General features: G+C 68.4%; 20 protein-coding genes. 11 read left to right on the top strand and 9 right to left on the bottom strand.

Going from position 1 to position 24,751, the window contains the following annotated elements; genetic code table 11:
• Positions 1-30: 30 nt before the first annotated feature.
• From glnA (AB6732_RS07945) to AB6732_RS07930, 4 genes are all read left to right on the top strand, one after another.
• Entirely contained in the window at positions 31-1,371 is a 1,341-nt protein-coding gene (gene glnA / locus AB6732_RS07945) for a type I glutamate--ammonia ligase (protein ID WP_370959416.1), read from the top strand.
• Between the two features lie 10 nt (positions 1,372-1,381).
• Complete coding sequence (locus AB6732_RS07940; RefSeq protein ID WP_370959415.1) at positions 1,382-4,408, top strand: bifunctional [glutamine synthetase] adenylyltransferase/[glutamine synthetase]-adenylyl-L-tyrosine phosphorylase; 3,027 nt, start codon at positions 1,382-1,384, stop codon at positions 4,406-4,408.
• A 183-nt stretch (positions 4,409-4,591) separates the two neighbouring features.
• On the top strand, positions 4,592-5,971 hold the full coding sequence (locus AB6732_RS07935) for an amino acid ABC transporter substrate-binding protein/permease (RefSeq protein WP_370959620.1): 1,380 nt from the start codon (positions 4,592-4,594) through the stop codon (positions 5,969-5,971).
• Positions 5,968-6,732, top strand: a complete 765-nt coding sequence (locus AB6732_RS07930; RefSeq protein ID WP_370959414.1) for an amino acid ABC transporter ATP-binding protein — start codon at positions 5,968-5,970, stop codon at positions 6,730-6,732. Before AB6732_RS07935 ends, AB6732_RS07930 begins: the two co-directional genes overlap by 4 nt.
• 146 nt (positions 6,733-6,878) lie before the next feature.
• Here the strand turns inward: AB6732_RS07930 and AB6732_RS07925 are convergent, their stop codons facing one another.
• Complete coding sequence (locus AB6732_RS07925; RefSeq protein WP_287901118.1) at positions 6,879-7,364, bottom strand: NUDIX hydrolase; 486 nt, start codon at positions 7,362-7,364, stop codon at positions 6,879-6,881.
• Between the two features lie 82 nt (positions 7,365-7,446).
• Here AB6732_RS07925 and AB6732_RS07920 point away from each other — a divergent pair, with 82 nt between their 5' ends.
• A complete protein-coding gene (locus tag AB6732_RS07920) occupies positions 7,447-8,205 on the top strand; it encodes a potassium channel family protein (protein ID WP_370959413.1) in 759 nt (252 codons plus the stop codon).
• A 128-nt stretch (positions 8,206-8,333) separates the two neighbouring features.
• On the opposite strand, the gene glnA (AB6732_RS07915) is transcribed toward AB6732_RS07920, so the two are convergent.
• Complete coding sequence (gene glnA, locus AB6732_RS07915) at positions 8,334-9,758, bottom strand: type I glutamate--ammonia ligase (RefSeq protein ID WP_370959412.1); 1,425 nt, start codon at positions 9,756-9,758, stop codon at positions 8,334-8,336.
• Between the two features lie 319 nt (positions 9,759-10,077).
• On the opposite strand from glnA (AB6732_RS07915), the gene AB6732_RS07910 reads away from it, so the two are divergent.
• Both AB6732_RS07910 and AB6732_RS07905 read left to right on the top strand, forming a co-directional pair.
• Positions 10,078-10,515, top strand: a complete 438-nt coding sequence (locus AB6732_RS07910; protein ID WP_370959411.1) for an RDD family protein — start codon at positions 10,078-10,080, stop codon at positions 10,513-10,515.
• Positions 10,516-10,590: 75 nt separating this feature from the next.
• Positions 10,591-11,217 (top strand): RraA family protein, encoded by a 627-nt coding sequence (locus AB6732_RS07905; protein ID WP_370959410.1) that lies wholly within the window; start codon positions 10,591-10,593, stop codon positions 11,215-11,217.
• Between the two features lie 92 nt (positions 11,218-11,309).
• On the opposite strand, the gene AB6732_RS07900 is transcribed toward AB6732_RS07905, so the two are convergent.
• From AB6732_RS07900 to lipB, 3 genes are all read right to left on the bottom strand, one after another.
• Positions 11,310-12,065: a DUF4191 domain-containing protein gene (locus AB6732_RS07900; protein ID WP_066215410.1), complete on the bottom strand. Its 756-nt coding sequence runs from the start codon at positions 12,063-12,065 to the stop codon at positions 11,310-11,312.
• Positions 12,066-12,165: 100 nt separating this feature from the next.
• A complete protein-coding gene (gene lipA, locus AB6732_RS07895; protein WP_370959409.1) occupies positions 12,166-13,185 on the bottom strand; it encodes a lipoyl synthase in 1,020 nt (339 codons plus the stop codon).
• On the bottom strand, positions 13,182-13,850 hold the full coding sequence (gene lipB, locus AB6732_RS07890; protein WP_370959408.1) for a lipoyl(octanoyl) transferase LipB: 669 nt from the start codon (positions 13,848-13,850) through the stop codon (positions 13,182-13,184). The genes lipA and lipB overlap by 4 nt, the downstream gene beginning before the upstream one ends.
• Positions 13,851-14,023: 173 nt before the next feature.
• Here lipB and AB6732_RS07885 point away from each other — a divergent pair, with 173 nt between their 5' ends.
• Genes AB6732_RS07885 through AB6732_RS07875 form a run of 3 tightly spaced genes read left to right on the top strand, consistent with a single transcriptional unit; the run spans position 14,024 to position 19,731 of the window.
• Positions 14,024-15,619, top strand: a complete 1,596-nt coding sequence (locus tag AB6732_RS07885) for a serine/threonine-protein kinase (protein WP_370959407.1) — start codon at positions 14,024-14,026, stop codon at positions 15,617-15,619.
• Positions 15,620-15,665: 46 nt separating this feature from the next.
• Positions 15,666-19,127 carry a S41 family peptidase gene (locus tag AB6732_RS07880; protein ID WP_370959406.1) on the top strand — a complete coding sequence of 1,154 codons (3,462 nt, stop codon included), beginning with the start codon at positions 15,666-15,668 and terminating at the stop codon, positions 19,125-19,127.
• Between the two features lie 19 nt (positions 19,128-19,146).
• Complete coding sequence (locus tag AB6732_RS07875; RefSeq protein ID WP_370959405.1) at positions 19,147-19,731, top strand: HdeD family acid-resistance protein; 585 nt, start codon at positions 19,147-19,149, stop codon at positions 19,729-19,731.
• A gap of 142 nt (positions 19,732-19,873) precedes the next feature.
• Here the strand turns inward: AB6732_RS07875 and AB6732_RS07870 are convergent, their stop codons facing one another.
• Entirely contained in the window at positions 19,874-20,302 is a 429-nt protein-coding gene (locus AB6732_RS07870; RefSeq protein ID WP_370959404.1) for an OsmC family peroxiredoxin, read from the bottom strand.
• 185 nt (positions 20,303-20,487) lie between these two features.
• Between AB6732_RS07870 and AB6732_RS07865 the strand changes: the two genes are divergently transcribed.
• Entirely contained in the window at positions 20,488-20,862 is a 375-nt protein-coding gene (locus AB6732_RS07865) for a VOC family protein (RefSeq protein WP_370959403.1), read from the top strand.
• Between the two features lie 101 nt (positions 20,863-20,963).
• Here AB6732_RS07865 and AB6732_RS07860 read toward each other — a convergent pair whose 3' ends face one another.
• The 3 genes from AB6732_RS07860 to lpdA form a co-directional block, all read right to left on the bottom strand.
• Positions 20,964-21,320 carry a hypothetical protein gene (locus AB6732_RS07860; RefSeq protein WP_208188696.1) on the bottom strand — a complete coding sequence of 119 codons (357 nt, stop codon included), beginning with the start codon at positions 21,318-21,320 and terminating at the stop codon, positions 20,964-20,966.
• 102 nt (positions 21,321-21,422) lie between these two features.
• Entirely contained in the window at positions 21,423-23,159 is a 1,737-nt protein-coding gene (gene sucB, locus AB6732_RS07855; protein WP_370959402.1) for a 2-oxoglutarate dehydrogenase, E2 component, dihydrolipoamide succinyltransferase, read from the bottom strand.
• A gap of 123 nt (positions 23,160-23,282) precedes the next feature.
• Complete coding sequence (gene lpdA, locus AB6732_RS07850; protein WP_370959401.1) at positions 23,283-24,662, bottom strand: dihydrolipoyl dehydrogenase; 1,380 nt, start codon at positions 24,660-24,662, stop codon at positions 23,283-23,285.
• Between the last annotated feature and the right edge of the window lie 89 nt (positions 24,663-24,751).

The following is a 24,751-nucleotide window of genomic DNA, read 5'->3' as shown; positions in this document are numbered from 1 at the left end:
CGCCGGGATCCAGAGGGAAGTGAGGGCAGCATGGACCGCCAACAGGAATTCGTGCTCCGGACGATTGAGGAGCGCGACGTCCGGTTCGTCCGGCTCTGGTTCACGGACGTGGTGGGCTCCCTCAAGTCCGTGGCGCTGGCCCCCGCGGAGGTGGAAGGCGCGTTCGCCGAGGGCCTCGGCTTCGACGGTTCGTCGATCGAGGGCCTCGCCCGAGTGTACGAGTCCGACATGCTCGCCCAGCCGGACCCTTCCACGTTCCAGATTCTGCCGTGGCGTGGAGAGACCGAGCAGACCAGCCGCATGTTCTGCGACATCCTCACTCCGGACGGTCAGGCCAGCGCCGCGGATCCCCGCAACGTCCTGAAGCGGACCCTCGCCAAGGCCGCGGACATGGGCTTCACCTGCTACACCCACCCGGAGATCGAGTTCTACCTGCTCAAGTCGGACAAGCCGGGTCCGGACGGTCTTCCGGTCCCCGTGGATGAGGGCGGCTACTTCGACCACGTCCCCGGTGGCGTGGCCCAGGACTTCCGCCGCACCGCGGTGACCATGCTGGAGTCGGTGGGCATCTCCGTGGAGTTCAGCCACCACGAGGCGGGCCCGGGCCAGAACGAGATCGACCTGCGCTATGCGGACGCCCTCCAGACCGCGGACAACATCATGACGTTCCGCACCATCATCAAAGAGGTGGCGCTCCAGCAGGGCAGCTACGCCACGTTCATGCCGAAGCCGTTCACGCAGCACCCCGGTTCCGGGATGCACACCCACTTCTCGCTGTTCGAGGGTGACACGAACGCCTTCCACGAAGCGGGCGCCGAATACGAACTGTCCCGCACGGCCCGGCAGTTCATCGCCGGTGTCCTGCGGCACGCGCCGGAATTCACGGCGATCACCAACCAGTTCGTGAACTCCTACAAGCGCCTGTGGGGCGGGGGAGAGGCGCCCAGTTACGTGTCCTGGGGTCACAACAACCGCTCCGCCCTGGTCCGGGTTCCGCTGTACAAGCCGGGCAAGGGGAACTCCGCACGCGTCGAGTACCGCGGGATCGATTCCGCGGCCAATCCTTACCTCGCCTATGCGGCGCTGCTCGGCGCCGGTCTGAAGGGCATCGAGGAAGGCTACGACCTGGCGCCGCCGTCCGAGGACGACATCGCCTCGCTGTCCACGGCGGAGCGCAGGGCCCTCGGCCACGACCCTCTGCCGGCGAGCCTGCACGACGCCATCAACGCCATGGAGAACTCGGAGTTCATGGCGGAGATCCTCGGGGAACAGGTGTTCCAGCACTTCCTGAGGAACAAGCGCGCCGAGTGGAGCGATTACCGCCTGCAGGTCACGCCGTACGAACTCCAGCGCAACCTGGGGATCCTCTAACGCTGTGGCGATGAGTGTCGCCCGCCGTCTCATCGCGGCGGGTTTCAGTGACGTTGAACGGGCCGAGCGTTTCCTCGGCGCTCCCGAGCTGGACGGAGTGGACCGGGACCTGTTGTTCGCCGGTCTCGTCCAGTCCGCCAATCCGGACGAGGCGCTGTTGTCACTCGTCCGCCTCCTCGAGAAGGAGAAGGCCGCTCAGGGCACGGTGGGGCGCCTTCTGCGGGGAGACCCGGAGGACGCCGAGGCGATGTACCGCCTCCTCGGCAGTTCCGTGGCGCTGGCCGATTTCCTGCTCCGGAACCCCGAGGAGCAGAGCCTTCTGGAAACCCGGGTCAGCCCCGAGCCGGCCCGGGTCCCGGGTGAGGAACTGCGTGCCTCCCTCCTGGCCTCGGTGGGCGCGGACCCCCGGGCGGTGACGCCGGTCGCGGGCCTGACCGGCGAAGAGGGCCAGAGCGCCTTGCGGGTGCGCTACCGCCGGCACCTGACCGAACTGGCGATCCGGGATCTCGGAGCTGCGGATCCCCGGGACTACATGCCCCAGGTGGGGGCCGAACTCGCGGATCTGGCAGCCGCCGCTCTGGACGCCGCCCTGGCCGTGGCACGGGCCGAGGCAGGCGCCAAGTTCTCACCGCTCGAGGTCGACGCCGTCCGTCTGGCGATCGTGGGCATGGGCAAGTGCGGCGCCCGCGAGCTCAACTACATCTCCGACGTCGACGTCATCTATGTCCTGGATTCCGACGGGCTGGACGAGGTCCGCGCCGTGGAGATCGGGACGTTCCTCGCAGGCGCCCTCGCCCGGATCATCTCCCATCCCGGGCGCGAACCCGGGCTCTGGGAGGTGGACGCCAACCTCAGGCCCGAAGGCAAGGACGGGCCGCTCGTCCGCACCCTGGAATCGCACCGGCAGTATTACGCCCGGTGGGCGGAGAGCTGGGAGTTCCAGGCGCTCCTGAAGGCCCGTGCCATGGCAGGGGATCCCGAACTGGGCCGCCGCTATCACGAGATGGTGGAGCCGCTGGTCTGGTCCTCCGCGGGCCGCGAGGGGTTTGTCGAATCGGTGCAGGCCATGCGCCGCAGGGTCACGGACAACATCCCTGCGTCCGAACTGGCGCGCCAGATCAAGCTCGGCCCCGGAGGACTCCGCGACGTGGAGTTCACGGTTCAGCTGCTCCAGCTGGTGCACGGCAAGGCAGATCCGGCTCTCAGGGTCCGGGACACGACGTCGGCCATCGCAGCTCTTTCCCATGGCGGATACATCGGCCGCGCCGACGCCTCGGAGTTCGACCGGGCGTACCGGCAGCTGCGCGTGATCGAGCACCGCATCCAGATGGTGCAGATGCGCCGCACGCACCTCATGCCGGAGAAGGAGGACGAGCTGCGGGCGCTGGCGCGCGCCGTCGAAGGCTCGCTGAGCACGGTCCGCCCGACGGCGGACAGCCTCCTGACGTCCTGGCAGAAGACCAAGCGGCGCGTGCGCGAGCTGCACGAACAGATCTTCTACCGTCCGCTCCTCGGCACGGCCGCCTCCCTCAGCTCTGACGAGGCTCGCCTCAGCCCGGAAGCCGCGTCCGCCCGCCTCGCGGCGCTCGGCTACCGGGACCCCGAGGGCGCCATGCGCCACATCGCGGCGCTGACCAGCGGCGTCAGCCGCCGGGCGGCACTGCAGCGCCAGCTTCTGCCGGTCTTGCTGGGCTGGCTCGCCGAAGGCCTGGACCCCGACGCCGGCCTGCTGGCCTTCCGCCGGGTCAGCGAGGCGCTCGGAGCGACCCACTGGTACCTGGGTCTCCTGCGGGACTCCCAGGCGGCTGCCGAGCGGCTGTGTCATGTCCTGTCGGACTCACGGCTCATCGCGGACCTGCTCGAGGTGTCCCCGGAGTCCGTGGCCTGGCTGGGCAACAACAAGGAACTGGCCCCGGTGCCCTTCGAGACGCAGTGGCAGGAGATCCGGTCCAAGATGGCCCGGCATCAGGACCCGTCGAGCGCCATGCGGCTCATCCGGCTGATCCGCCGCCGGGAGATCCTCCGCACTGCCATCGCCGACGCCGCGGGCATCCTCGACCAGGACGGAGTCTCCCAGGCTCTGTCCGACGCGGACCGCGCCGCCATCCTCGGCGCACTGCACGTGGCTGAACGCCAGGCGGAGGCCCAGGGCGGGCTGCTGACCCGCGTGCTCGTGGTGGCGATGGGCCGGCAGGGCGGCCGTGAGATCGGCTACGGCTCGGACGCCGACGTTCTCTACGTGCATCAAGCGCTGCCCGGGGTGTCCGAGGAGGACGCCCAGAAACAAGCACTGCAGATCGTGGGACAGATCTCCAGCCTGCTCACGCAGCCGCTTAAGCCGGCCATCCTGGCGGAGCGGGTCCTCTCCCTCGACGCGGACCTGCGGCCCGAAGGAAAGAACGGGCCCATGGTCCGGTCGCTCGAGGCGTTCCGCGTCTACTACGAGCGCTGGTCGCTCGTCTGGGAGGCCCAGGCCCTGCTCCGGGCCCGACCGATCGCCGGCGACGACGGCCTGGCAGAGGCGTTCCTCGAACTGATCGACCCCATCCGGTACCCGGAGCACCTCTCGCCCCAGGACGAGCGGGAGATCCGGCGGATCAAGGCCCGCGTGGAGACGGAACGGCTGCCGCGGGGAGCCGACCCGTCCCGCCACGTCAAGCTCGGCCGTGGTGGCCTGAGCGATGTGGAATGGCTCGTCCAGCTGCGCCAGCTGGAGCACGCCCATCAGCATCCGGGCCTTCGGACCACGTCCACCATGGAGGCGCTGGCGGAGCTCACGCGGCTCGGACTGATGGCCGAGGAGGACGCGGCTCTGCTGGCGGACGCGTGGCGGCTGGCGAGCCGGGTCCGCAGCGCCAACGTGATCTGGTCCGGAAGGGCCTCAGACCTCCTGCCGTCCGCACGGCGGGACCTCGAAGCCGTGTCCCGCTGGTGCGGGCACCCGGCTTCCCACGCTGCCGAATTCGAGGAGCAGTACCTGCGGCTGACGCGACGTGCTCGCGCAGTCTTCGACCGGGAGTTCTACGGGCAGCGCTGAGCGCTCTGCCCGCGACGAAAGGATCAAGGGATGAATCGACAACCGTGGGAGACCTCGCGGCAGAAAGACGGAGGAGGAGCCCGGCGCAGCCGCGCCGGGATGCCTGCCCGCGCGGGACTGACCGTCCTGGCTCGCGCCGGGGTGGCCGTGCTGACGGCGTGCCTCGCCGTCGTCGGGCTCGCCATGCCCGCCGCCTCCGCCGCCGCACCGCACGAGGTGAGCGGCAAGAAGTTCGTCATCGGCACGGACACCACGTTCGCGCCGTTCGAGTTCCGGGACCCTTCCGGCGAACTGACCGGCATCGACATGGATCTCATCCGTGACATCGCCAAGCGCGGCGGATTCGAAGTCGAGATCAAGTCGCTCGGCTTCAACGCCGCACTCCAGGCGCTGTCCTCCAACCAGGTGGACGGCGTGATCGCCGGCATGTCGATCACGGACAAGCGCAAGCAGGTCTACGACTTCTCCGACCCGTACTTCGAATCCGGCGTGCAGATGGCCGTGGCCAAGAACAACACGGACATCAAGGGCTACGAGGACCTCAAGGGCAAGACGGTCACCGCCAAGACCGGCTCCGAGGGTGAGACCGCCGCTAAGGAGCTGTCCGGCAAGTACGGCTTCACGGTGAAGTCCCTGGACCAGTCCGCGACCATGTACGAACTGGTGAAGTCCGGCAACGCCGTGGGTGTCTTCGACGACTACCCGGTCCTGGCCTACGGCACCAGCCAGAACAACGGCCTCAAGACCGTGACCGACAAGATCCCGGGCGGCAGCTACGGCTTCGCCGTCAACAAGGGCAAGAACCCCGAACTGCTCGCGGCGTTCAACAAGGGCCTCTCCGAGATGAAGGCCGACGGCGAGTACCAGAAGCTCCTCGACAAGTACCTCAAGGCTCCGGAAGCCGCCGCGACGAGCAGCTTCTGGGATCTGCTGGTGCAGAGCTTCCCGGCGCTCATGAGCGGCCTGCGCAACACGGTGCTCGTCACCATCATCTCCTTCGCGGTGGCGATGGTCCTGGGCTTGTTCTTCGGCTTCCTGAAGATCTCCCGGAACGTGGTGGCGCGCGGTGTCGCGACCACCTTCGTCAACGTCTTCCGTGGCACGCCCCTGCTGGTCTGGGCGTTCTTCTTCTACTTCGGCATCCCACAGCTCACCGGGCAGCCCATCAACATCTGGGTGGCCGGTGTGCTGACGCTGAGCCTCAACTCGGGCGCCTACATCACCGAGATCGTGCGCGGCGCCGTGCAGTCGGTGGACCCGGGTCAGCTGGAAGCGGCCCGGAGCCTCGGCATGGGCTACGGCAAGTCGATGCAGAAGGTCGTGGTGCCACAGGCGTTCAAGCTCATGACACCGTCCCTGATCAATCAGCTGATCATCATGCTGAAGGATTCGTCCTTGCTCCTGGCCATCGGCTTCGCCGAGCTGCTGTACCAGGGCCAGCAGATCTACGCGGGCAACTTCCGTATCACCGAGACCCTGGTGATCGTGGCGGCGCTGTACTTCGTGGTGATCATGCTCCTGACACAACTGGCCAACTACGCGGACAGGAAGTTCAACAAATGAGCACGGGTGCAGAGACGGTCCGTGACGACCGGGCCGAGAAGGTCACGGTCACGGGCCTGAAGAAGTCCTTCGGCAGCAACGAGGTCCTCAAGGGCATCGACGCTGTCATCCACGAGGGCGAGGTGGTGGCGGTCATCGGCCCCTCGGGCTCGGGCAAGTCCACCTTCCTGCGCTGCCTCAACAAGCTGGAGGACATCTCCGGCGGCAAGGTCCAGGTCAACGGTTACGACCTGACCGGCGCGAACGTGGACATCAACCAGGTCCGCCGCCAGATCGGCATGGTGTTCCAGCACTTCAACCTGTTCCCGCACATGACGGTGATCGAGAACATCATGCTGGCCCCCGTGGAGACCGGGAAGCTGGACAAGGCGGCGGCACGGACCCGTGGCCTGGAGCTCCTGGCCCGGGTGGGACTGGAGGCCAAGGCCGACGCCCGTCCGGTGTCCCTCTCGGGCGGACAGAAGCAGCGTGTGGCGATCGCCCGCGCGCTGGCCATGAGCCCGGACATCATGCTCTTCGACGAGGCCACCTCGGCGCTGGACCCTGAGATGGTCGGCGAGGTCCTGCAGGTCATCAAGGACCTGGCGGCCGAGGGCATGACGATGGTCATGGTCACCCATGAGATGGGCTTCGCCCGCGAAGTGGCCGACCGCGTGATCTTCATGGCGGACGGCTACATCTGTGAGCAGGGCACCCCCGACGAGCTCTTCGGCAATCCTCAGCAGCAGCGGACCAAGGACTTCCTCTCGAAGGTCCTCTGAGCCGTGGACATCTGAGCCGTGGCCGTCCGCGCGCGAGCCGTGCGGACCTGCTGAACGACGACGGCGGGCGCTTCCCTGCGCAGGGAAGCGGCCGCCGTCGTCGTTCCGGTGGTGTCGGCTTAGTGCCGTGCCCCGGCGCGAGAGGGTCAGAGGATCTCTTCGCGGTCCTGGAGTTCGATGACCCGTTCCTCGCGGAGAGCCCGCAGGGCGGAGGAGACGTGCAGGGCGCCGTGCACGCCGAAGTATTCGGGGAGGTCCTGCTCGGCGACGAACCGCCAGCTCAGGAGTTCCTCCTCCTGGAGCGTGATCTCGGCGCCGTCGGGCAGGACGCCGCCGTCGTAGAGGAAGTTCAGCCCATCGCCCACGGGGTCGGGGAAGGCGGAGTGCCCGATGATGAGCAGCGCACCGGGCTGGATGTCCAGGCCCAGCTCCTCACGGCCCTCGCGGCGGGCGGCCGCACGGGGCGCCTCACCGGCGTCCACCGTGCCACCGGGCAGGAGCCAGCCGTCTTTGTAGTTGGGCTCGACGGCGAGGACCCTCCCGTCGGCGTCGCGGATCACCAGTCCCGCGGCGACGCGGCGGCGGGGGAGTGTGCGGAAGTATTCGATGCTTTCCGGGCTGAGTTCGGCCATGATCCGAGCCTAGCAAGACCGGGTGTCCCCGCATCAGGCCTGAGACCTCCCGCGACCGGCGTGCTGCGAATAGTCTTTCTCCATGACATCGGAACGGTGGCGGCAGGCCACGGAATGGCCGCTCATGGCGGCGGCGCTCGTGTTCCTGGCCGCGTACTCGGTGCAGGTGATCGGCGACGTCTCGGAACGCCAGGCTCAGGCACTCGAGTTGATCCAGTGGATCACGTGGGGTGCGTTCACCGTGGACTATGTGGCGCGGCTGTTTCTGGCGCCCCAGCGCTGGCGCTGGCTGGCCACCCATCTGCCCGACCTGGCGATGGTCGTGCTGCCGGTGCTGCGGCCTTTGCGCCTCCTGCGTCTCGTCACGCTGCTCCGGGTGCTGTACGGCACGGCGGGCAAGGCGCTGCGGGGCCGGATCGTCACGTTCGTCGCGGTGTCGGCCGTCTTCCTGACCTACTGTGCCTCTCTCGCGGTGCTCGACGCCGAGCAGCACGCCGAGGGCGCGAACATCGTCACGTTCGGTGACGCCGTGTGGTGGTCACTCACCACCATCAGCACTGTCGGGTACGGGGACCACTACCCGGTCACCCTCATCGGCCGGGCCGTGGCCGCGGCGCTCATGGTCTCGGGAATCGCGGTCCTCGGCGTCGTCACCGCGTCGATCGGCTCGTGGCTGGTCGAGCGGGTCTCGGCGACGGCGACGGTCGCCGTCGAGCAGGCCGACGCGGACCTGAGGGGCCAGCTGGACCGGCTGCACGCCGAGGTGGCCCGGCTCGGCCGGATGCTGGAGGAGTCGCAGGGTCTCCATGGGCAGCCGGCGGTGGAGGAGGAGACGCGGTAGGCGGCCGGGCCGAGGCTCGGGAACGGGAAACGGGAAAGGCCCCCGGAGCGTTGCTCCGGGGGCCTTTCCTGTGTGCAGTCGAGGCGGCGGCTCACACGGCCTGGGCCGCGACCGTCCTCCTCAGACTGCTAGACGCCGTAGTACAGCTCGAACTCGTACGGGTTCGGGCGCAGCGACAGCGGGAGGATCTCGTTCTCACGCTTGTAGGCGATCCAGGTGTCGATCAGGTCCTGGGTGAACACGCCACCGGCCTGCAGGAACTCGTTGTCGGCCTCGAGGGCTTCCAGGGCCTCTTCCAGGGAACCCGGAGCCTTGGGGATGTCGCGAGCCTCCTCTGCGGGCAGCTCGTAGAGGTCCTTGTCGATCGGCGCCGGCGGCTCGATGCGGTTGCGGATGCCGTCGATGCCGGCCATCAGCTGAGCGGCGAACGCCAGGTACGGGTTGGAGGAGGGATCCGGTGCGCGGAACTCGATGCGCTTGGCCTTCGGGTTGGAACCCGTGACCGGGATGCGGATACCGGCGGAGCGGTTGCCCTGCGAGTAGACCATGTTGACCGGAGCCTCGTAGCCCTTGACCAGGCGGCGGTAGGAGTTCACCGTCGGGTTGGTGAAGGCGAGCACTGCGGAGGCGTGCTTCAGCAGGCCGCCGATGTACCAACGGGCGGTGTCGGACAGGCCGGCGTAGCCCTTCTCGTCGTAGAACAGCGGGGAGCCGTCGGCCCACAGCGACTGGTGGCAGTGCATGCCCGAGCCGTTGTCACCGAAGACCGGCTTCGGCATGAAGGTGACGGACTTGCCCCAGGCATCGGCGGTGTTCTTGATGACGTACTTGAACTTCTGCAGGTCATCGGCAGCCGCGGTCAGCGTGGTGAACTTGTAGTTGATCTCGGCCTGACCGGCGGAACCGACCTCGTGGTGCGAACGCTCGACCTCAAGGCCCGCCTTGTCCAGCTCGACGCACATGGCGTCGCGGAGGTCGGCCTGCTTGTCGGTCGGCGCCACGGGGAAGTAGCCGCCCTTGACCGGGGTCTTGTAGCCGAGGTTGCCGCCCTCTTCTTCACGACCGGAGTTCCAGTGGGCTTCCTCGGAATCGATCTTGTAGAAGCTGCCCTGCGGGGAGGACTGGTACTGGACGTTGTCGAAGACGAAGAACTCGGCCTCGGGGGCGAAGAACGCTGTGTCGGCGATGCCGGTGGAGGCCAGGTAGGCCTCGGCCTTCTCGGCCACGCCACGGGGGTCGCGGTGGTACGGCTCGCCGGTGCGCGGGTTCACGATGGAGAAGTTCAGCGCCAGGGTCTTCTCGATGCGGAAGGTGTCGATGAACGCGGAGGTCACATCGGGGATGAGCTGCATATCGGATTCAGCGATGCCCTGGAAACCGCGGATGGAGGAACCGTCGAAGAGCTGGCCGTTGACGAAGAAGTCCGCGTCGACCGTCTTGGCGGGAACGTTGAAGTGCTGCTGCACGCCCGGAAGATCGGTGAAACGGATGTCGACGAACTTGACGTCCTCATCCTTGATGAACTTGAGGACTTCGTCCGCACTGGTGAACATGCATGCTCCTAACAGAATTGGGCCGGTGGCCTGAAGGCGACGGCACCGGGTTTCGGCCAGGCTTCACCCAGCGGATCGCCGTGCCATCTACTGGTGAACAGCCTAGGCGGCGGGCATTACCCGCTAATGTCTGCATTGTTTCCGGGAGGTTACAACGGAGATGTGACGGGTGGTCGCTGGGGGCCGGTGGCTCCCGGTCGTACCTTCCTCACTCTACCGACAGTGCCGCCCATCACGGGCAGGCTCTCCGCGATGCGGACAGACCGGCGGCAAAGGTCCGGGGCCGCTGCGGACCGGTGCCAGCGGATACCCTTAAGGAGTGGTGACTCGACGAGATCTAGGTTCCTGGCTGGAAGGCCCCGACACGACGCACATCAGCAAGTACCCGGGGGAGCGGCTGGGACTGCCGGAGGCCGGGCCGGGCTCGCTGGCCCGCGCCGGCCGGAGAATCCTGGCGATCTGCATCGACTGGGCACTGTGCCTGCTGATCAGCAACTTCTTCTTCGACGGCAATTCCTGGGCGACCCTGGCCGTCTTCTTCGCGGAACAGGCCGTTCTCGTCGGAACGCTGGGGTACAGCATCGGTCACCGCGTCTCCAACATCCACGTGGTGCGACTGGACGGTTCCCCCGCGGGCATTCCAGCGGCCCTGGTGCGGGCCGCCCTCCTCTGCCTCGTGATCCCCGCCATCATCTTCGACCCCGATCAGCGTGGTCTGCACGACAAGGCGATGAAGACCGTCTTGGTCCTCCGCTGATCTGGCCTGCGCTGAGCTGCCGGCCGGCGGATCAACCCGCCTGCCCGTCCCCGATGATTCCGAGGAGAGCACCCCATGAGTGACAGCATCCCTGACGTCTCACCCACGTCCCTGGCGGACCTGGTGGGAGAGGACCGGATCCTGGATCCTGCCATACGGCCCTTGTGGGACGGGATGCCCCGCGTCAGTGGCCCCGTCCACGCCGTGCGCTGTGCGCCCGGCGACAACCTCATGATGCACACTGCGATCTACCGTGCGGAGCCGGGCTCCGTCATCGTCGTCGACTCCGGCGGCACCCGCCTCGCGGTCGCCGGTGGCAATGTCTGCGCTGTCGCCCAGCAGCGCGGGATCGCAGCGTTCGTCGTCGACGGGTACATCCGCGACCTGGAGGAGGTGCGCGACATGAGCTTCCCGGTGTTCGCCCGCGGCGTGTTCCCGAAGCCGGGTGGCAAGAACGTCGTGCTGCCTCAGGGTGACACCGTGGTGGGCGGCGTGACCGTCCGCACGGGGGACGTCGTCGTGGCGGATGAGGAAGGGATCGTGGTGCTGGAAGCGGCCCACGCCCCAGACCTTCTCCGCGCCGCTGAAGAGCGCGAGACCGCGGAGGCCGGCCAGTCCCTGGACGACTGGGAACAGGCGCACCGTCGGAAGATCCAGGCCGGCCTGGCCGCCGGCGGCGACATCGGGGGACTGCCCGACTGACTCAGAAGGGCGCCGGTGAGCCGCCCTTAAACGGAACCGGCCGCCGTCGTCTCCATCTCAGGAGAACGACGGCGGCCGGTCGGCGTTCGGGCTCAGCGGCCACGCATCGCGCGACGGTCCGGGCGGGCCTTGTACGGGTCGATGCCCTTCGGGATCGGGAGCTTGGTGCCCAGGGAGGCGATGCGCTTGGACACGGCGCTCACCTCCACCTTGGTGAGCGTGGGCTTGAGCTTGCGCAGCGCGCCGCCGACCTTCGCGATCGGGACCTGTCCCTCTTCTTTGCCCGCGTAGATCACGTGGATCGGGACATTCGGCAGGATGCGGGACAGGCGCTTGCGCTCCCCGTCTGCCAGGGTGCGGACGCGGCTCTGCGGCCCCTCGGTCACGAGCACGACGCCGGCACGCCCCACGGTGCGGAACACGAAGTCCTGCGTGCGCGGGTTCGCGGCGACTGGCTGCTGCTCGACGATCCAGCCACGGCGCAGGGTGCCGAGGGCGGCTCCCACGGCGCCGGGCTGACCCTCGATCTGCGCGAACGCCGCGCGCTCGGCGCGGCGCGACAGGATGAAGGTCGCGGCCAGCAGACCGAGCATGATGCCCAGGATCAGACCGGTGATCCAGTTGTTGAACAGGGCGCCGATTCCGACGCCGAGGCCGACCACCACGAGGAAGGCCAGCAGCATCAGCCAGACGACCAGGGGGTCGTGGCGGCGGGTCATGGTGAAGACCTCGCCGATCTGCTTCAGCCGGCTGGGCCCTTTCTTCTTGGCCCGGGGCTTGCGATTGAAGAGGCCGCGCTTGGTGGAGCCGTCGTCGTTCGTGACGGTGGAATCGGTGGATTTAGCCATAGTGTCTCCATTCTAGCCAGCAGAGAGGGCGTACTGAAACGCCGACGGCGGCGCACGGGGAATGCCGTGTGCCGCCGTCGGCGTGGGAAGCCGCCGGACCTCAGGCTTGGGTGGCGATGAGGGTGCGGGCTTCTTGGCGGGTGGTGCCGGAGTCTTGGATGCCTTTTGCGATGTGGGCGAGGTTTTCGGGGATGTCGCGGCCTTTTTTGCGCATGGCGGTGGCCCAGAGGCGTCCGGCGCGGTAGGAGGAGCGGACCAGGGGTCCGGACATGACGCCGAGGAAGCCGATCTGTTCTGCTTCCTCGGCGAGGTCGACGAATTCCTGGGGTTTGACCCAGCGGTCCACGGGCAGGTGCCGTTCGGAGGGTCGCAGGTACTGGGTGATGGTGATCAGGTCGCAGCCGGCCTCGTGAAGGTCCTGGAGGGCCTCTGAGATTTCTTGGCGGGTTTCGCCCATGCCGAGGATGAGGTTGGATTTGGTGACCATGCCGTGGGTGCGGCCTTGGGTGATGACGTCCAGGGAGCGTTCGTAGCGGAAGGCGGGGCGGATGCGTTTGAAGATGCGGGGGACGGTTTCGACGTTGTGGGCGAACACTTCCGGGGCGGAGTCGCAGATGGCTTGGATGTGGTCGGGTTTGCCGGAGAAGTCGGGGATGAGCAGTTCGACGCCGGTGCCGGGGTTGAGTTCGTGGATTTTGCGGACGGTTTCGGCGTAGAGCCAGACGCCTTCGTCTTCGAGGTCGTCGCGGGCGACGCCGGTGACGGTGGCGTAGCGCAGGTTCATGGATTGGACGGAGCGGGCGACTTTGGTGGGTTCGAGCCGGTCCAGGGGGGAGGGTTTGCCGGTGTCGATCTGGCAGAAGTCGCAGCGGCGGGTGCATTCGGAGCCGCCGATGAGGAAGGTTGCTTCTTTGTCTTCCCAGCATTCGAAGATGTTGGGGCAGCCGGCTTCTTCGCAGACGGTGTGCAGGCCTTCTTTTTTGACGAGGTTCTTCAGGCCGACGAATTCGGGTCCCATCTGGACTTTCGCTTTGATCCAGTCGGGTTTGCGTTCCACGGGGGTCGCGGCGTTGCGTTGTTCGATCCGCAGGAGTTTACGGCCTTCGGGGACAAGAGTCACTTGACTGCTCCTTCTTCCACGGCGACGAGTTCGCTCTCGTGCTTGCGGAACTCTTCCATCACTCGCTCAACAAGGTCAGCAGGCGAGATGTTCCGTCCGGTCTCCAGAGCGATGGTGGTCACCCCGGCATCCGAAATCCCGCACGCGACGATCTGCGCGTAGGGGGCTAGGTCATTGTTGCAGTTGATGGCGATGCCGTGCATGGTGACGCCTTCATGGACCCTGATGCCGATCGCGGCGATCTTCCGGTCCGGGCCCTTCTCATCGGCGGTGATCCAGACACCTGCGCGCCCGTCCACCCGGGTGGCGGCGATGCCGTAATCCGCGAGCACGTCGATGATGACGTCCTCGAGCCGGTGCACGTAATCCCGGATCCCGGCCGGGTTCTTGAGCTTGATGATCGGGTACGCCACCAGCTGGCCCGGGCCGTGCCACGTCAGCTTGCCACCACGGTCCACGGGCACCACGGGGGTGCCGTCGAAGGGCCGTTCGTGATCTTCGGTGCGTTTGCCCGCGGTGTACACGGCAGCGTGCTCCAGCAGGAGCACGGTGCTCGGACGGGAACCTTCCAGGACCGCGGTGTGCAGTTCGCGCTGCACGTCCCAGCCCTGGAGGTAGTCGACGTAGTCCGGGGCAAGTCCCAGGGTCGAGAACTCCAAAGTCATGCGTATCAGCTTAGACCTGTGGGGCCCGGCGGCAGGCCGTTGTGGTGAAGGTCTCACTGCCCCGGGGATTGTTACCGCGCCGCCGTAGCGGTCGCCTGTGGATAACTTCTGCGGGCTGTCGCATTCCACGGCACAGTAGGTGAGGACAGCGGAGGGGAACTGCGGGAGGCGTGATGAGTGCGGAACGGAAGGGCGACGGCGGCGCCACGGAGATCACTTCGGTGCCCCGGGTGCCCGGTTACCGCGTGGTGCGCCGCTTGGGTGCCGGGGCAGCCGGCGTCGTCTGGCTTCTGGAAGGCGACGACGGCGCCCGGCGCGTCGTGAAGGTCCCCCGCCTAGGGCAGGGCCAGGGCGGGCCGGACCGCCGTGAGCTGCCGGGTGAACAGCCGCTGGGCGAACAGTTGCGGGGTGAACGCTGGCGGGTCCGAGGCCTGGAGCACCCGCATCTGCTCCGGCTCCACGGCCTGGTGCCCGTCGATCTTCCCAGGCCGGACGGGACGGTATCCCGGGTGGCGGGAGTGCTGATGGATTTCGCCTCGGGCGGCTCGGTCGGAAGCCTGATGGCGGCACGTGGCACCCTGAGCGCCGCCGAGGTGGTCACCGTGACCGTGCCGGTGGCCGAGGCCCTGTCCGCGCTCCACGCGAGGGGCATCGTCCACGGCGATGTCTCCGCCGGGAACATCCTGTTCTCGGCGGAGGGGATCCCGCTCCTCGCAGACTTCGGACAGGCGCGTCTCACGGGGGAGCGGCGCATCCGACGGGCCACCCTGGACTTCGCCGAGCCCGACGTGCAGGAGGCCCGGCCGTCGGGCGACGTGTACGCCCTCGCCGCGGTCGCGTGGTGGTGTCTCACGGGTGCGCCGCCCGGACCGGCGCGGAGCCGTCCGCCCCTTCCGGTGCTGCATCCGGGTGTGTCACCCGATCTGGCCGCCGCCCTCGAAGAAGCGCTCTCGGAGAACCCGGATGAGCGTCCCGGAGCCCGGGAGTTCGCCACGGCCGTGCGACGGACCGGGCCGGCGGCGCCGGTGCAGATCGCCGCAGGCGCCGCCCGTGAAGAGTATGGCGAACTGGCGACCGCGCTGGTGCCGTCTCGGAACGGCCCGGGACCGCGGCGCCGCTCGGGTGATCGCTGGAAGCGCAGGAACAGGGCGCCCCGGGCGGGTCGAAAGCCGCGAAGAGCACCTCACGAGCGGCTGTTCGGAGCTGTCACCGTGCTGCTCGCAGCGCTTCTCGGCGCGGCTGCCCTCGGGTGGGCCGTGGTCAGCGGAGCCGTGGACGAGGAGTCCTCGCCGTCTTCGCCGTCGTCGCCGGTGAAGGCGCTCGTGACGGCGCCGCCGGGCCGGGCCACCCCAGAGCCCGCCGCCTCATCGGACGCCGGGCAGCGAGCAGCGGTCGCCGCCGCGGGACATCTCCTCGCGGCGCGGACTGCGGCTCTCCTCGCCCGGGACCCCAGCCATCTGGATGCCGTGTACAGCGACACCGTGCTCAGAGACCGGGACCGCGCGCTCATCGGGCGATTGCTGGCCGAGCGCCGGCACTATGACGGCTATCGGCCTGAGCTCAGCACGGCTACCGTGGACGGAGAGGCGTCGGCGGACCGTGCGGTGCTCAGCGTGACCATCCGGACGCCGTCGTACCTCATCGCCGGAGACCCGGGCGCCGGTCTGGCCGCCGCCGAGAGTAGGCCGGCCGGCGTCGAGAAGCTGCGCCTCACGCTCGTGCGGCGGGATAGAGGCTGGCGGATCGGCGACGTGGCCCCACGCGGCTGACCGTGGCGTCCCCCAGGGCGCGGGACGGGCTGGTTAGGATCGAACCATGACACACCAAGGCTATTTGAGGTACCCCCACATCCATGGTGATCTGGTCACGTTCGTGGCCGAGGATGACGTCTGGCTGGCCCCGCTCACCGGTGGCAAGGCCTGGCGCGTCTCCGCGCTGAACCTGCCGGCCAGGAACCCGCGCTTCACCCCGGACGGCAAGCGCCTGGTCTGGACCGTCACCCGCGGGTCCGCGCCGGAAGTGGTGACGGCGCTCCTCGACGGCGGGGACTTCCGCCAGCTGACGCACTTCGGCCACCCCTCCACGAGGAACAAGGGCTTCCTGCCCGACGGCCGGGTGCTGGTCACCAGTGCCTTCCAGCAGGGTGACTCCCGTCTGGCCCACGGCTACGCCGTTCCGCTCGACGGCGGGGCACCTGAAGCCCTGGGTTACGGACCACTCGAGAACATGGCCTTCGGACCCGCGCTCGGTGATGAGAAGCCCGTGGTGCTGGCGTCCTTGCTGTCCCGGGAGCCCGCATGGTGGAAGCGGTACCGGGGCGGCACCGGGGGCAAGCTGTGGATCGACGCGGACGGCAACGGGGAGTTCACGCGCCTGGTGCCGGAGCTCGACGGCAACCTCACGGACCCGGTGTGGAGCGGTGGACGGATCCACTTCCTCTCCGACCACGAGGGCTACGGCAACCTCTATTCGGTGACCCCGGACGGGCAGAACCTGCGCCGTCACACGGACCATGAGGACTTCTACGTCCGGCACGCCTCCGGCGACGGCAGCCGCATCGTCGTCGAGTCCGCCGGCCGGCTCTTCCTCCTGGACGGCCAGGACGCCGAGGCCCAGGCCCTGGACATCGAACTGGCCTCGGTCCGTCCGGCGTCGACGCCCCTCGACGTGTCCGCGCACCTCCGGGAAGCCCAGCCGGACGCCCGGGGCGAGAGCAGCCTGGTGGTCAGCCACGGCTCCCTCCACTGGCTCCGTCACCAGGAAGGCCCGGCGCGCGCCGTCGAATCGGACAGCTCCGTGCGGGCCCGCCTGCCGCGCTTCCTCGCGGACGGGCGCGTCGCCTACCTCCACGACCGCGGGGGCGAGGAGTCGCTGCTCGTGACCTCCCTGGTCAGCGACGCCTTCGGCGCCACACCGGCGACGATCGCGGCACCGGCTCCCGCCGAGCCGGATGTTCCGGAGGACGCCGTCGACGACGGCCTGCCCCGCCCGGTGTCCGCGCTGGGAGTGGTGGGGGACTCGGCTCCGGCCGCGGTCCGCGAGCACGTCGACGCCGAGGACCGCGAGGACGGCGTCCTGGACGCCGCCGGGTCCACGGAACCCGGCTCCGAGGAGGAAGCAGCAGGTACCGGCACCGGCGCCGGGACCGTCGAATTCACCCCTCCCGCCCGGGTGGTGAGCCTCGAGCCGAGCCCCGACGGGGAATGGCTCCTGATGGGCACCGTCTTCGGTGACGTGATCCTGCTGAACACCAGGACGGGTGACACCGAAAGCGTCGCCTCACCCGGCGCCGGCACCGTGGATCATCTCGCGTGGTCGCCCGACAGTGCCTGGTTCGCCTGGTCCCAGGCGGTGACGGGCAATTCCGAGCGACGGTCCATCCGTCTGCGGTCCCGCGACGACGGCTCCTCAGTGCTCGAGGTCACGGATGGCCGGTTCGTCGATTCGCACCCCGCCTTCACGACGGACGGCAAGTTCCTGGCCTTCCTGTCGAGCCGGAGTTTCGACCCGGTGTATGACGGTCAGAGCTTTGACCTCTCCTTCCCTCACCCCATCAGGCCGTATCTCGTGGCCCCGGATGCGAGCACCGCGGCCCCGTTCGGTCCCCGTATCGCCGAAGCCCGCTCCGCCGATGCCAAGGACGGTTCTTCGACGAAGGACGGCGCTCCGGCGCGGACGCTGGTGGACCCGGCGGGCCTCGCCGAGCGGGTGATCTCCCTTCCCGTGGAGCAGGGCAACTACGAGCACCTCACGGCCGTTCCGGGTGCGCTGCTGTACCTCGACGTTCCGGTCAAGGGTGTGCTCGGCGATGGCCGGGCGAAGGTGACGGACAAAGCGCCGAAGGCGCCGCTGGTCCGGCTCGATCTCCAGAGCGGCAAGACCCGCACGGTGGCCGAGGACGTGGAGTCCTACAGGCTGTCCGGCGACGGCTCCACCGCGGTGGTTCAGGCCGACGGCAAACTGCGGACCGTGTCCACCGGCGAGACGGAACAGGATCCCGAGGATCTGGAACTGGACCGCATCAGGGTGTTCCTGGAACCGCGCAAGGTCTGGGCCCAGCAGTACCGCGAGGCCTGGCGCCTCCAGCGGGACTTCTTCTGGGACGAGGACATGGGCGGACTCGACTGGGAGGCCGTGTACGAGCGTTATCTGCCGGTGCTGGACCGGGTGGGCAGCTATGACGATCTGGTAGACCTGCTCTGGGAGCTGCATGGCGAGCTGGGCACCTCCCACGCCTACGTTCGTTCCGCCGAGCCGAGCGAGAAGGGCAGCGGGCGTCAGGGGTTCCTCGGCGCCGATCTCAGCCTGAGCGACGCCGGCTGGACCGTGGACCGCGTGCTCGACGGCGACAGCTCCGATCCCCAGGCCATCTCACCGCTGCGCCGTCCGGGGGCGGACGTGCGCGCCGGGGACGTGCTGCTGGCGGTCGACGGCGTCGCCCTCGGAGGTCCGGAAGGCCGGACTCCGGGCGAGCTGCTCCGCGGCGCCGGCGGACGTCCTGTGGAGCTCACGGTCCGGACGGCCGGGCAGGCGGGCCGGCGGGTCGCCGTCGTGCCCCTGGCCACGGAGGAGCGACTGCGCTACCAGGACTGGGTCCAGTCCAAGCGGCGCATGGTCCGTGAGGCCTCCGGCGGCGGATTCGGTTACATCCACATCCCGGACATGCAGGCGCACGGCTGGGCTCAGCTGCACCGCGACCTGGAGACGGAGTCCCTGCGCGACGCCCTTGTGGTGGACGTCCGGCGGAACCGCGGCGGACACACCTCGCAGCTGGTCGCGGAGCTGATCGGCCGCACGGTCGACGCGTGGATGATGCCCCGTGGCGAATACCCGGTGGTGTACCCACGCCTGGCCTCCCGAGGCCCCGTGGTGGTCCTGACGGATGAGTTCGCCGGATCCGACGGGGACATCATCACGCAGATCGTCAAGATGCGCGGCATCGGGCCGGTCATCGGCACGCGGACCTGGGGCGGCGTGGTCGGCATCGACATGCGCTTCGACCTGGTGGACGGCACGCCCGTCTCGCAGCCGCGCTATTCGCACTTCTTCGGCCAGGGCATCGGCTGGGGGGTGGAGAACCGCGGCGTCGACCCCGACATCGAAGTCCTCTTCCCGCCCCATGCTCACAAGGCCGGCACGGACCCGCAGCTGGAACACGGCATCGGCGTCCTCAAGGAGATGCTCCGGGAGATCCCCACCAAGACACCACCGGGCAGGGACACGATCCCCGGCCTGGTGCCCCCGCCCCTGGCACCCCGCCCGGGCGGAACGTCCTGACAGCAGAAGGAGTCACACCATGAGTGAATTCGCAGGGGGCCGCACCGCAGCGGAAGGGTTCCGGGCCTTCTCCCGGGCGCTGATCGGGCTCGGGCTGCTCTCCATCGTCCTGGGCCTGATCATCTGGTTCTGGCCCGGGGCGTCGCTCCTGGTCCTGGCGGTGTTCTTCGCCATCAATGTGTTCGCCACCGGCGTCGCCCGGCTGATGACGCTGGGCCGGATCCCGTCCGGCCAGACGTCGGCCCGAGTCCTCTCGGGGATCCTCGGCGTCCTGACCGTGCTGGCCGGCGTGCTGCTGATCTTCCGCCCGGGGGAGTCGCTCGTGGTGGTCGCAGTGCTCCTTGCGGCCGGATGGGTCCTGGAGGGCGTCGCCCTGCTCTGGGCGGGTGCGGCATCCGCTCCGGGTTCCAAGGCACTGCCCATCACCGTGGGGGTGCTGTTCATCCTGGCCGGTCTGGGGGTGGCTCTCTTCCCGCTCTCCTCGTTGGTCTTCCTGGCGGTCTGGGCGGGCGTGAGCCTCGTCATCCTGGGCATCGGACAGCTGGTGTACGGCATCCGCCTCAACAAGGCGGCCAAGGAAGCGGTCACGGCGCCGGGCGCCTGAGCACCTGGAATCCTGAAGAGACGGCGAAGGGCCGGGAAACGGATGATCCGTTTCCCGGCCCTTCGCCGTCAGTGGTCAGAGCCGGTCGGTGCTCAGTGCCAGTCAGTGCTCCGAGGCCGTCGAGCCCCGACGCCCGCTCGGTTCAGGCGTTGAGCGTGGCGTCCAGGGTGATCTCGATGCCGGACAGTGCGGCGGAGACGGGGCAACCGACCTTGGCGGCGTTCGCGATGCGCTGGAAGTCCTCCTCGGAGATGCCCGGAATGGTGGCGACCAGGGTGAGCTTGCTGCCCGTGATGCCGACGCCCGGCTGGAAGCCGACCTCGGACTTGGTGCGGATCTCCGTGGCGGTGAAGCCGGCCTCGGCCAGCTCGTTGCTGAAGGCCATGGAGAAGCAGGCGGAGTGGGCTGCTGCGATCAGCTCTTCGGGGCTGGTCTTGCCCTCGGCGGCCTCGGAGCGGGCCTTCCAGGTGACGGGGTGCGTGCCCAGGGAGGAGCTTTCGAAGGTGGTCTCGCCCTGGCCCTCGAAGAGGTTGCCGGACCAGACGGTGGAGGCGCTGCGGGTCACTGCCATGAGGTGCTCCTTGGAGTGTGGGGGTCGGCCTGCTCGCGTGCGGAGAGGCCCTTGAGCACCATCCTAGGTCGTTCCCGGGCGCAGGGACACCCGCCGTCGCGGGGTCCGGAATGTGACGGGCGAGAACTGCCGGGGGAGCCGGGTTCACCCTGTGCAGGCCCCTGAGCTGGCCCTAGACTGCTGTCATGACTGAAGAGAAGCGCCCGGCGGCGCGTGGAACCGTCGTCTCGATCGTCGTGAACACCACGGATCCTCAGAGCCTTTCGGGGTTCTGGGCCGATCTCCTGGAGCTCGACGTGGAGTCTTCGTATGAGGGGGAGTTCGTCTGGCTCAGCCCCGTCACCCAGGGCGGGCCGAAACTCGCCTTCCAGCGGGTGGAGCACCCCAGCGAGGGTCCTCGGCGCCTGCACCTGGACCTCCACTCCGAGGACCCGGAGGCGCTCCTGTCCCGGGCCCTGGAGCTGGGAGCATCCGAGTCCGCCCGGCACTCGATCGGCGACTTCGGCTGGGTCGTCCTGCAGGACCCGGACGGCAACGAGTTCTGCATCGCACAGGGCTGAGAATTCCTGGAACAGCGAAGGGGTGGGAGAGCGTGATGCTCTCCCACCCCTTTCCGTGTCCCGGGACGCGGTGCCGTCAGATGAACAGCTCCGTCAGATGATCAGTGCCAGAGTGCGGCGATCGCGATGTTGACCAGGCCCAGGCCACCGACGGCGTGTGCCAGGCCCAGCGAGATCGGCTGGCCCTTCTTGGTCTTGATCTTGGCGATGGTGGCGGCCACGGCGATCACGATCGCGATCAGGAACTTGATGCCGAGCTTCATGTGGTTGGCGTCGTAGGGCATCACGTGCGCCATCAGCATGATGTACATGGCCAGGCCGGTGATGACCTGGAGCATGGCTCCGTCGAACTGACGCGGGTGGACCGTGGGGGACTTCATGTTGGCGATCCAGGGGCCCACCACCATGGCGGCGCCGACCAGATGCAGGAACAGGACGATGTAGTAGACGACAGTCATGCGTCCAGTTTAGCGACACTCTGTCAGAAAGTTCTACCGACCGTAGAACGACGGCGGCCCGCACTTCAAAGTTCGGGCCGCCGTCGTGTGCTGCGTGGAGACTTACAGTCCGAGGTCACCCTCGAACGCGCCGCCTTCCAGGCGAGCCTTGACCGTCTGGAGGAAGCGGCCGGCGTCGGCGCCGTCCACCAGGCGGTGATCGTAGGTCAGGCACAGGTACATCATGTGGCGGATGGCGATCGAGTCGTTGCCGTCCACATCGGTGACGACCATCGGGCGCTTGACGATCGCGCCGGTGCCGAGGATGGCGACCTGCGGCTGGTTGATGATCGGCGTGTCGAAGAGTGCGCCCACCGAACCGATGTTGGTGATGGAGAAGGTGCCGCCGGACAGCTCGTCCGGACCGATCTTCCCGCTGCGGGTGCGGTTGGCGACGTCGGCGATCTTGCCTGCCAGGCCGGCGAGGTTCAGGTCACCGGCGTTCGACACGACGGGGACCAGGAGGCCCTTGTCGGTGTCGACGGCGAAGGCCAGGTGCTCGGCGTTGTGGTAAGTGATCTGCTGAGTCTCTTCGTTGTACTCGGCGTTCAGCTTCGGGTGCGCCTTCAGTGCTTCGGCCACGGCCTTGGCGATGAAGGGCAGGTACGTGAGGTTGACACCGTTGACGGCCTTGAAGTTGTTCTTGGCCGATGCCCGCAGCTTGACGATGCGGGTCATGTCGATCTCGTGGACCTGGGTCAGCTGAGTGGACACCTCCAGGGACTCCCGCATGCGGCGGGCGATGACCTGGCGGATGCGAGGGGCCTTCTCCGTGGTGCCGCGCAGCGAGGAGGCGACGACGGCGGGAGCGGCGGGAGCCGGAGCTGCTGCCGGTGCGGGAGCCGCGGCCTTCTTGGCCTCGATGGCCGCCTGGACGTCCTGCTTGCGGATGCGACCGCCGACGCCGCTGCCGGAGACGGATGCGAGGTCGATGCCGTTGTCCTTGGCGAGCTTACGCACGAGCGGGGTCACGTAGGACTCGGCGTCGGACGGGGCCGCGGCGGGTGCCGGAGCGGCTGCCGGAGCGGGCGCAGCGGCGGGGGCCGGAGCGGCTGCGGGAGCTGCGGGCGCAGGGGCCGCGGCGGGTGCCGGGGCTGCAGCAGGAGCGGGTGCAGCGGGCGCAGCAGCCGGTGCCGGAGCAGCAGCAGGCGCGGCGGGTCCGGGAGCGGCGGCCGGGGCAGCGGCGCCTGCGGCGCCGATGACGGCGAGAACGGAGCCCACCTCGGCGGTGTCGTCCTCGTTCACGCGGATCTCCAGCAGGGTGCCGGCCACGGGGGACGGGATCTCGGTGTCGACCTTGTCGGTGGAGACCTCCAGGAGCGGCTCGTCGACCTCGACGGAGTCGCCCACGGCCTTGAGCCAGCGGGTGACGGTGCCCTCGGTGACGGACTCGCCCAGCGCGGGGAGGGTGACCTCGGTGCCTTCGCCGGCCGGTGCGGCGGGAGCCTCAGCGGCGGGCGCGGCCTCGGCGGCAGGGGCAGGAGCGGCCGGGGCCTCTGCGGCAGGTGCGGGAGCGGCTTCCTCGGCCGGGGCGGGTGCGGCAGGTGCCTCGCCGGAGCCCGAGCCGTCGCCGATGACGACCAGGGCGGCGCCGACCTCGGCGACCTCGTCCTCGGCGACCAGGATCTGCTCGATCACACCGGCGATCGGGGACGGGATCTCGGTGTCGACCTTGTCGGTGGAAACCTCCAGCAGCGGCTCGTCCACTTCGACGCGGTCGCCAACGGACTTCAGCCAGCGGGTGACGGTACCTTCCGTGACGCTCTCGCCGAGTGCGGGCAAGTTAACGGATTCAGACATGTCGTCCCCGTTCTCCTTAGTGATCTAAATGCGGTGAAAATCTGGTGTGGGGGACCGGTCATTCTGAGAGGCCCTCCAGGGGTGGGCCGGGGCGCCTGTCTCAGGCGCCCCGGCCCGGGGGTCTCAGCCGTGCAGCGGCTTTCCGGCCAGTGCCAGTGCGGCCTCGCCGAGGGATTCGTTCTGCGTCGGGTGGGCGTGGATCAGGGTGGCGACATCCTCCGGGAAGGCCTCCCAGTTCACGATGAGCTGGGCCTCGCCGACCTGCTCGCCGAAGCGGCCGCCGATGCCGGTGACGCCGACGATCGGGCCGTTCTTCACGCGGATCATCTTGACGATGCCCGAAGTGCCGAGGATGGAGGACTTGCCGTTGCCGGCCAGGTTGTACTCCTGGGTCTCGATGTTGTCCTTGCCGAACTTCTCCTCGGCCTTGGGCTGGGAGTAGCCCACGGACATGATCTCGGGCTCGCAGAAGGTGACCTTCGGGATGTTGACGTCCTCGACGACCACCGGGTTCAGGCCGGCGATCTCCTCGGCGACGAAGATGCCCTGCTGGTAGCCGCGGTGGGCCAGCTGCACGCCCGGGACGATGTCACCGATCGCGTAGATGTTGCCCACGGCGGTGTGCAGGCGCTCGTTGGTGATGACGAAGCCGCGGTCCAGGGTCACGCCCTGCTCGGCGAAGCCGAAGCCCTCGGTGACGGGGCCACGGCCCACGGCGACGAGGACGATGTCTGCGGAGACGGACGTGCCGTCTGCCAGGGTCACGGTGGCCTGGTTCTCGTCCTGCTCGACCTTCTCGAAGAAGACGCCAGTCTTGAACTTGATGCCCTTCTTCTTGAACTCGCGCTCCAGGACCTTGATGATCGCGGGGTCCTCGTTGGGGACCAGGGAAGGCAGGCCTTCCACGATGGTGACGTCCACGCCGAAGGAGTTCCACATGGAGGCGAACTCGACGCCGATCACGCCACCGCCCAGGACGATGGCGGAGGAGGGCAGTTCGCCCATCTCGAGGGCCTCGGTGGAGGTGATGACCCGGCCGCCGATCTGCAGACCCATGGTCTTGGAGGTGGAGCCGGTGGCGAGGATGATGTTCTTGCCCTTGTACGGGACGCCATCGACGGTGATGGTGTCCGGCGCGGTGAGCTGGCCTTCGCCCTCGATGACGTTGACCTTCTTCATCTTGAGAAGACCGGTCAGGCCCTTGTGCTTGCCGGCGACGATGCCGTTCTTGTGATCGCGGACCTTGCCCAGGTCGATCGAGTCGAGCGTGGTGTTGACGCCGTACTTTGCGCCCTCGCGGGCGTTGTCGGCCAGTTCTGCCGAGTGCAGGTAGGCCTTCGTGGGGATACAGCCGGTGTGCAGGCAGGTGCCGCCCAGCTTGGCCCGCTCCACGAGGCCCACCGTCATGCCCAGCTCCGTCGCGCGGATGGCTGCGGAGTATCCCGCGCTGCCGCCGCCGAGGACGAGGATGTCGAATTCTTGCGCAGTTGCCGCTTCGGCCACGTGGACGCTCCCTGAGTTGTCGAGATGGTGCCGGATGGCACCCTCTGGTCTGGAACTTTTCCTGCGGCGATTATGCCAGCAGGTCGGGT

Source organism: Arthrobacter sp. RCC_34 (assembly GCF_041360795.1).
Taxonomy (GTDB): domain Bacteria; phylum Actinomycetota; class Actinomycetes; order Actinomycetales; family Micrococcaceae; genus Arthrobacter_E.
This window is presented reverse-complemented; position numbering and strand designations above follow the sequence as displayed.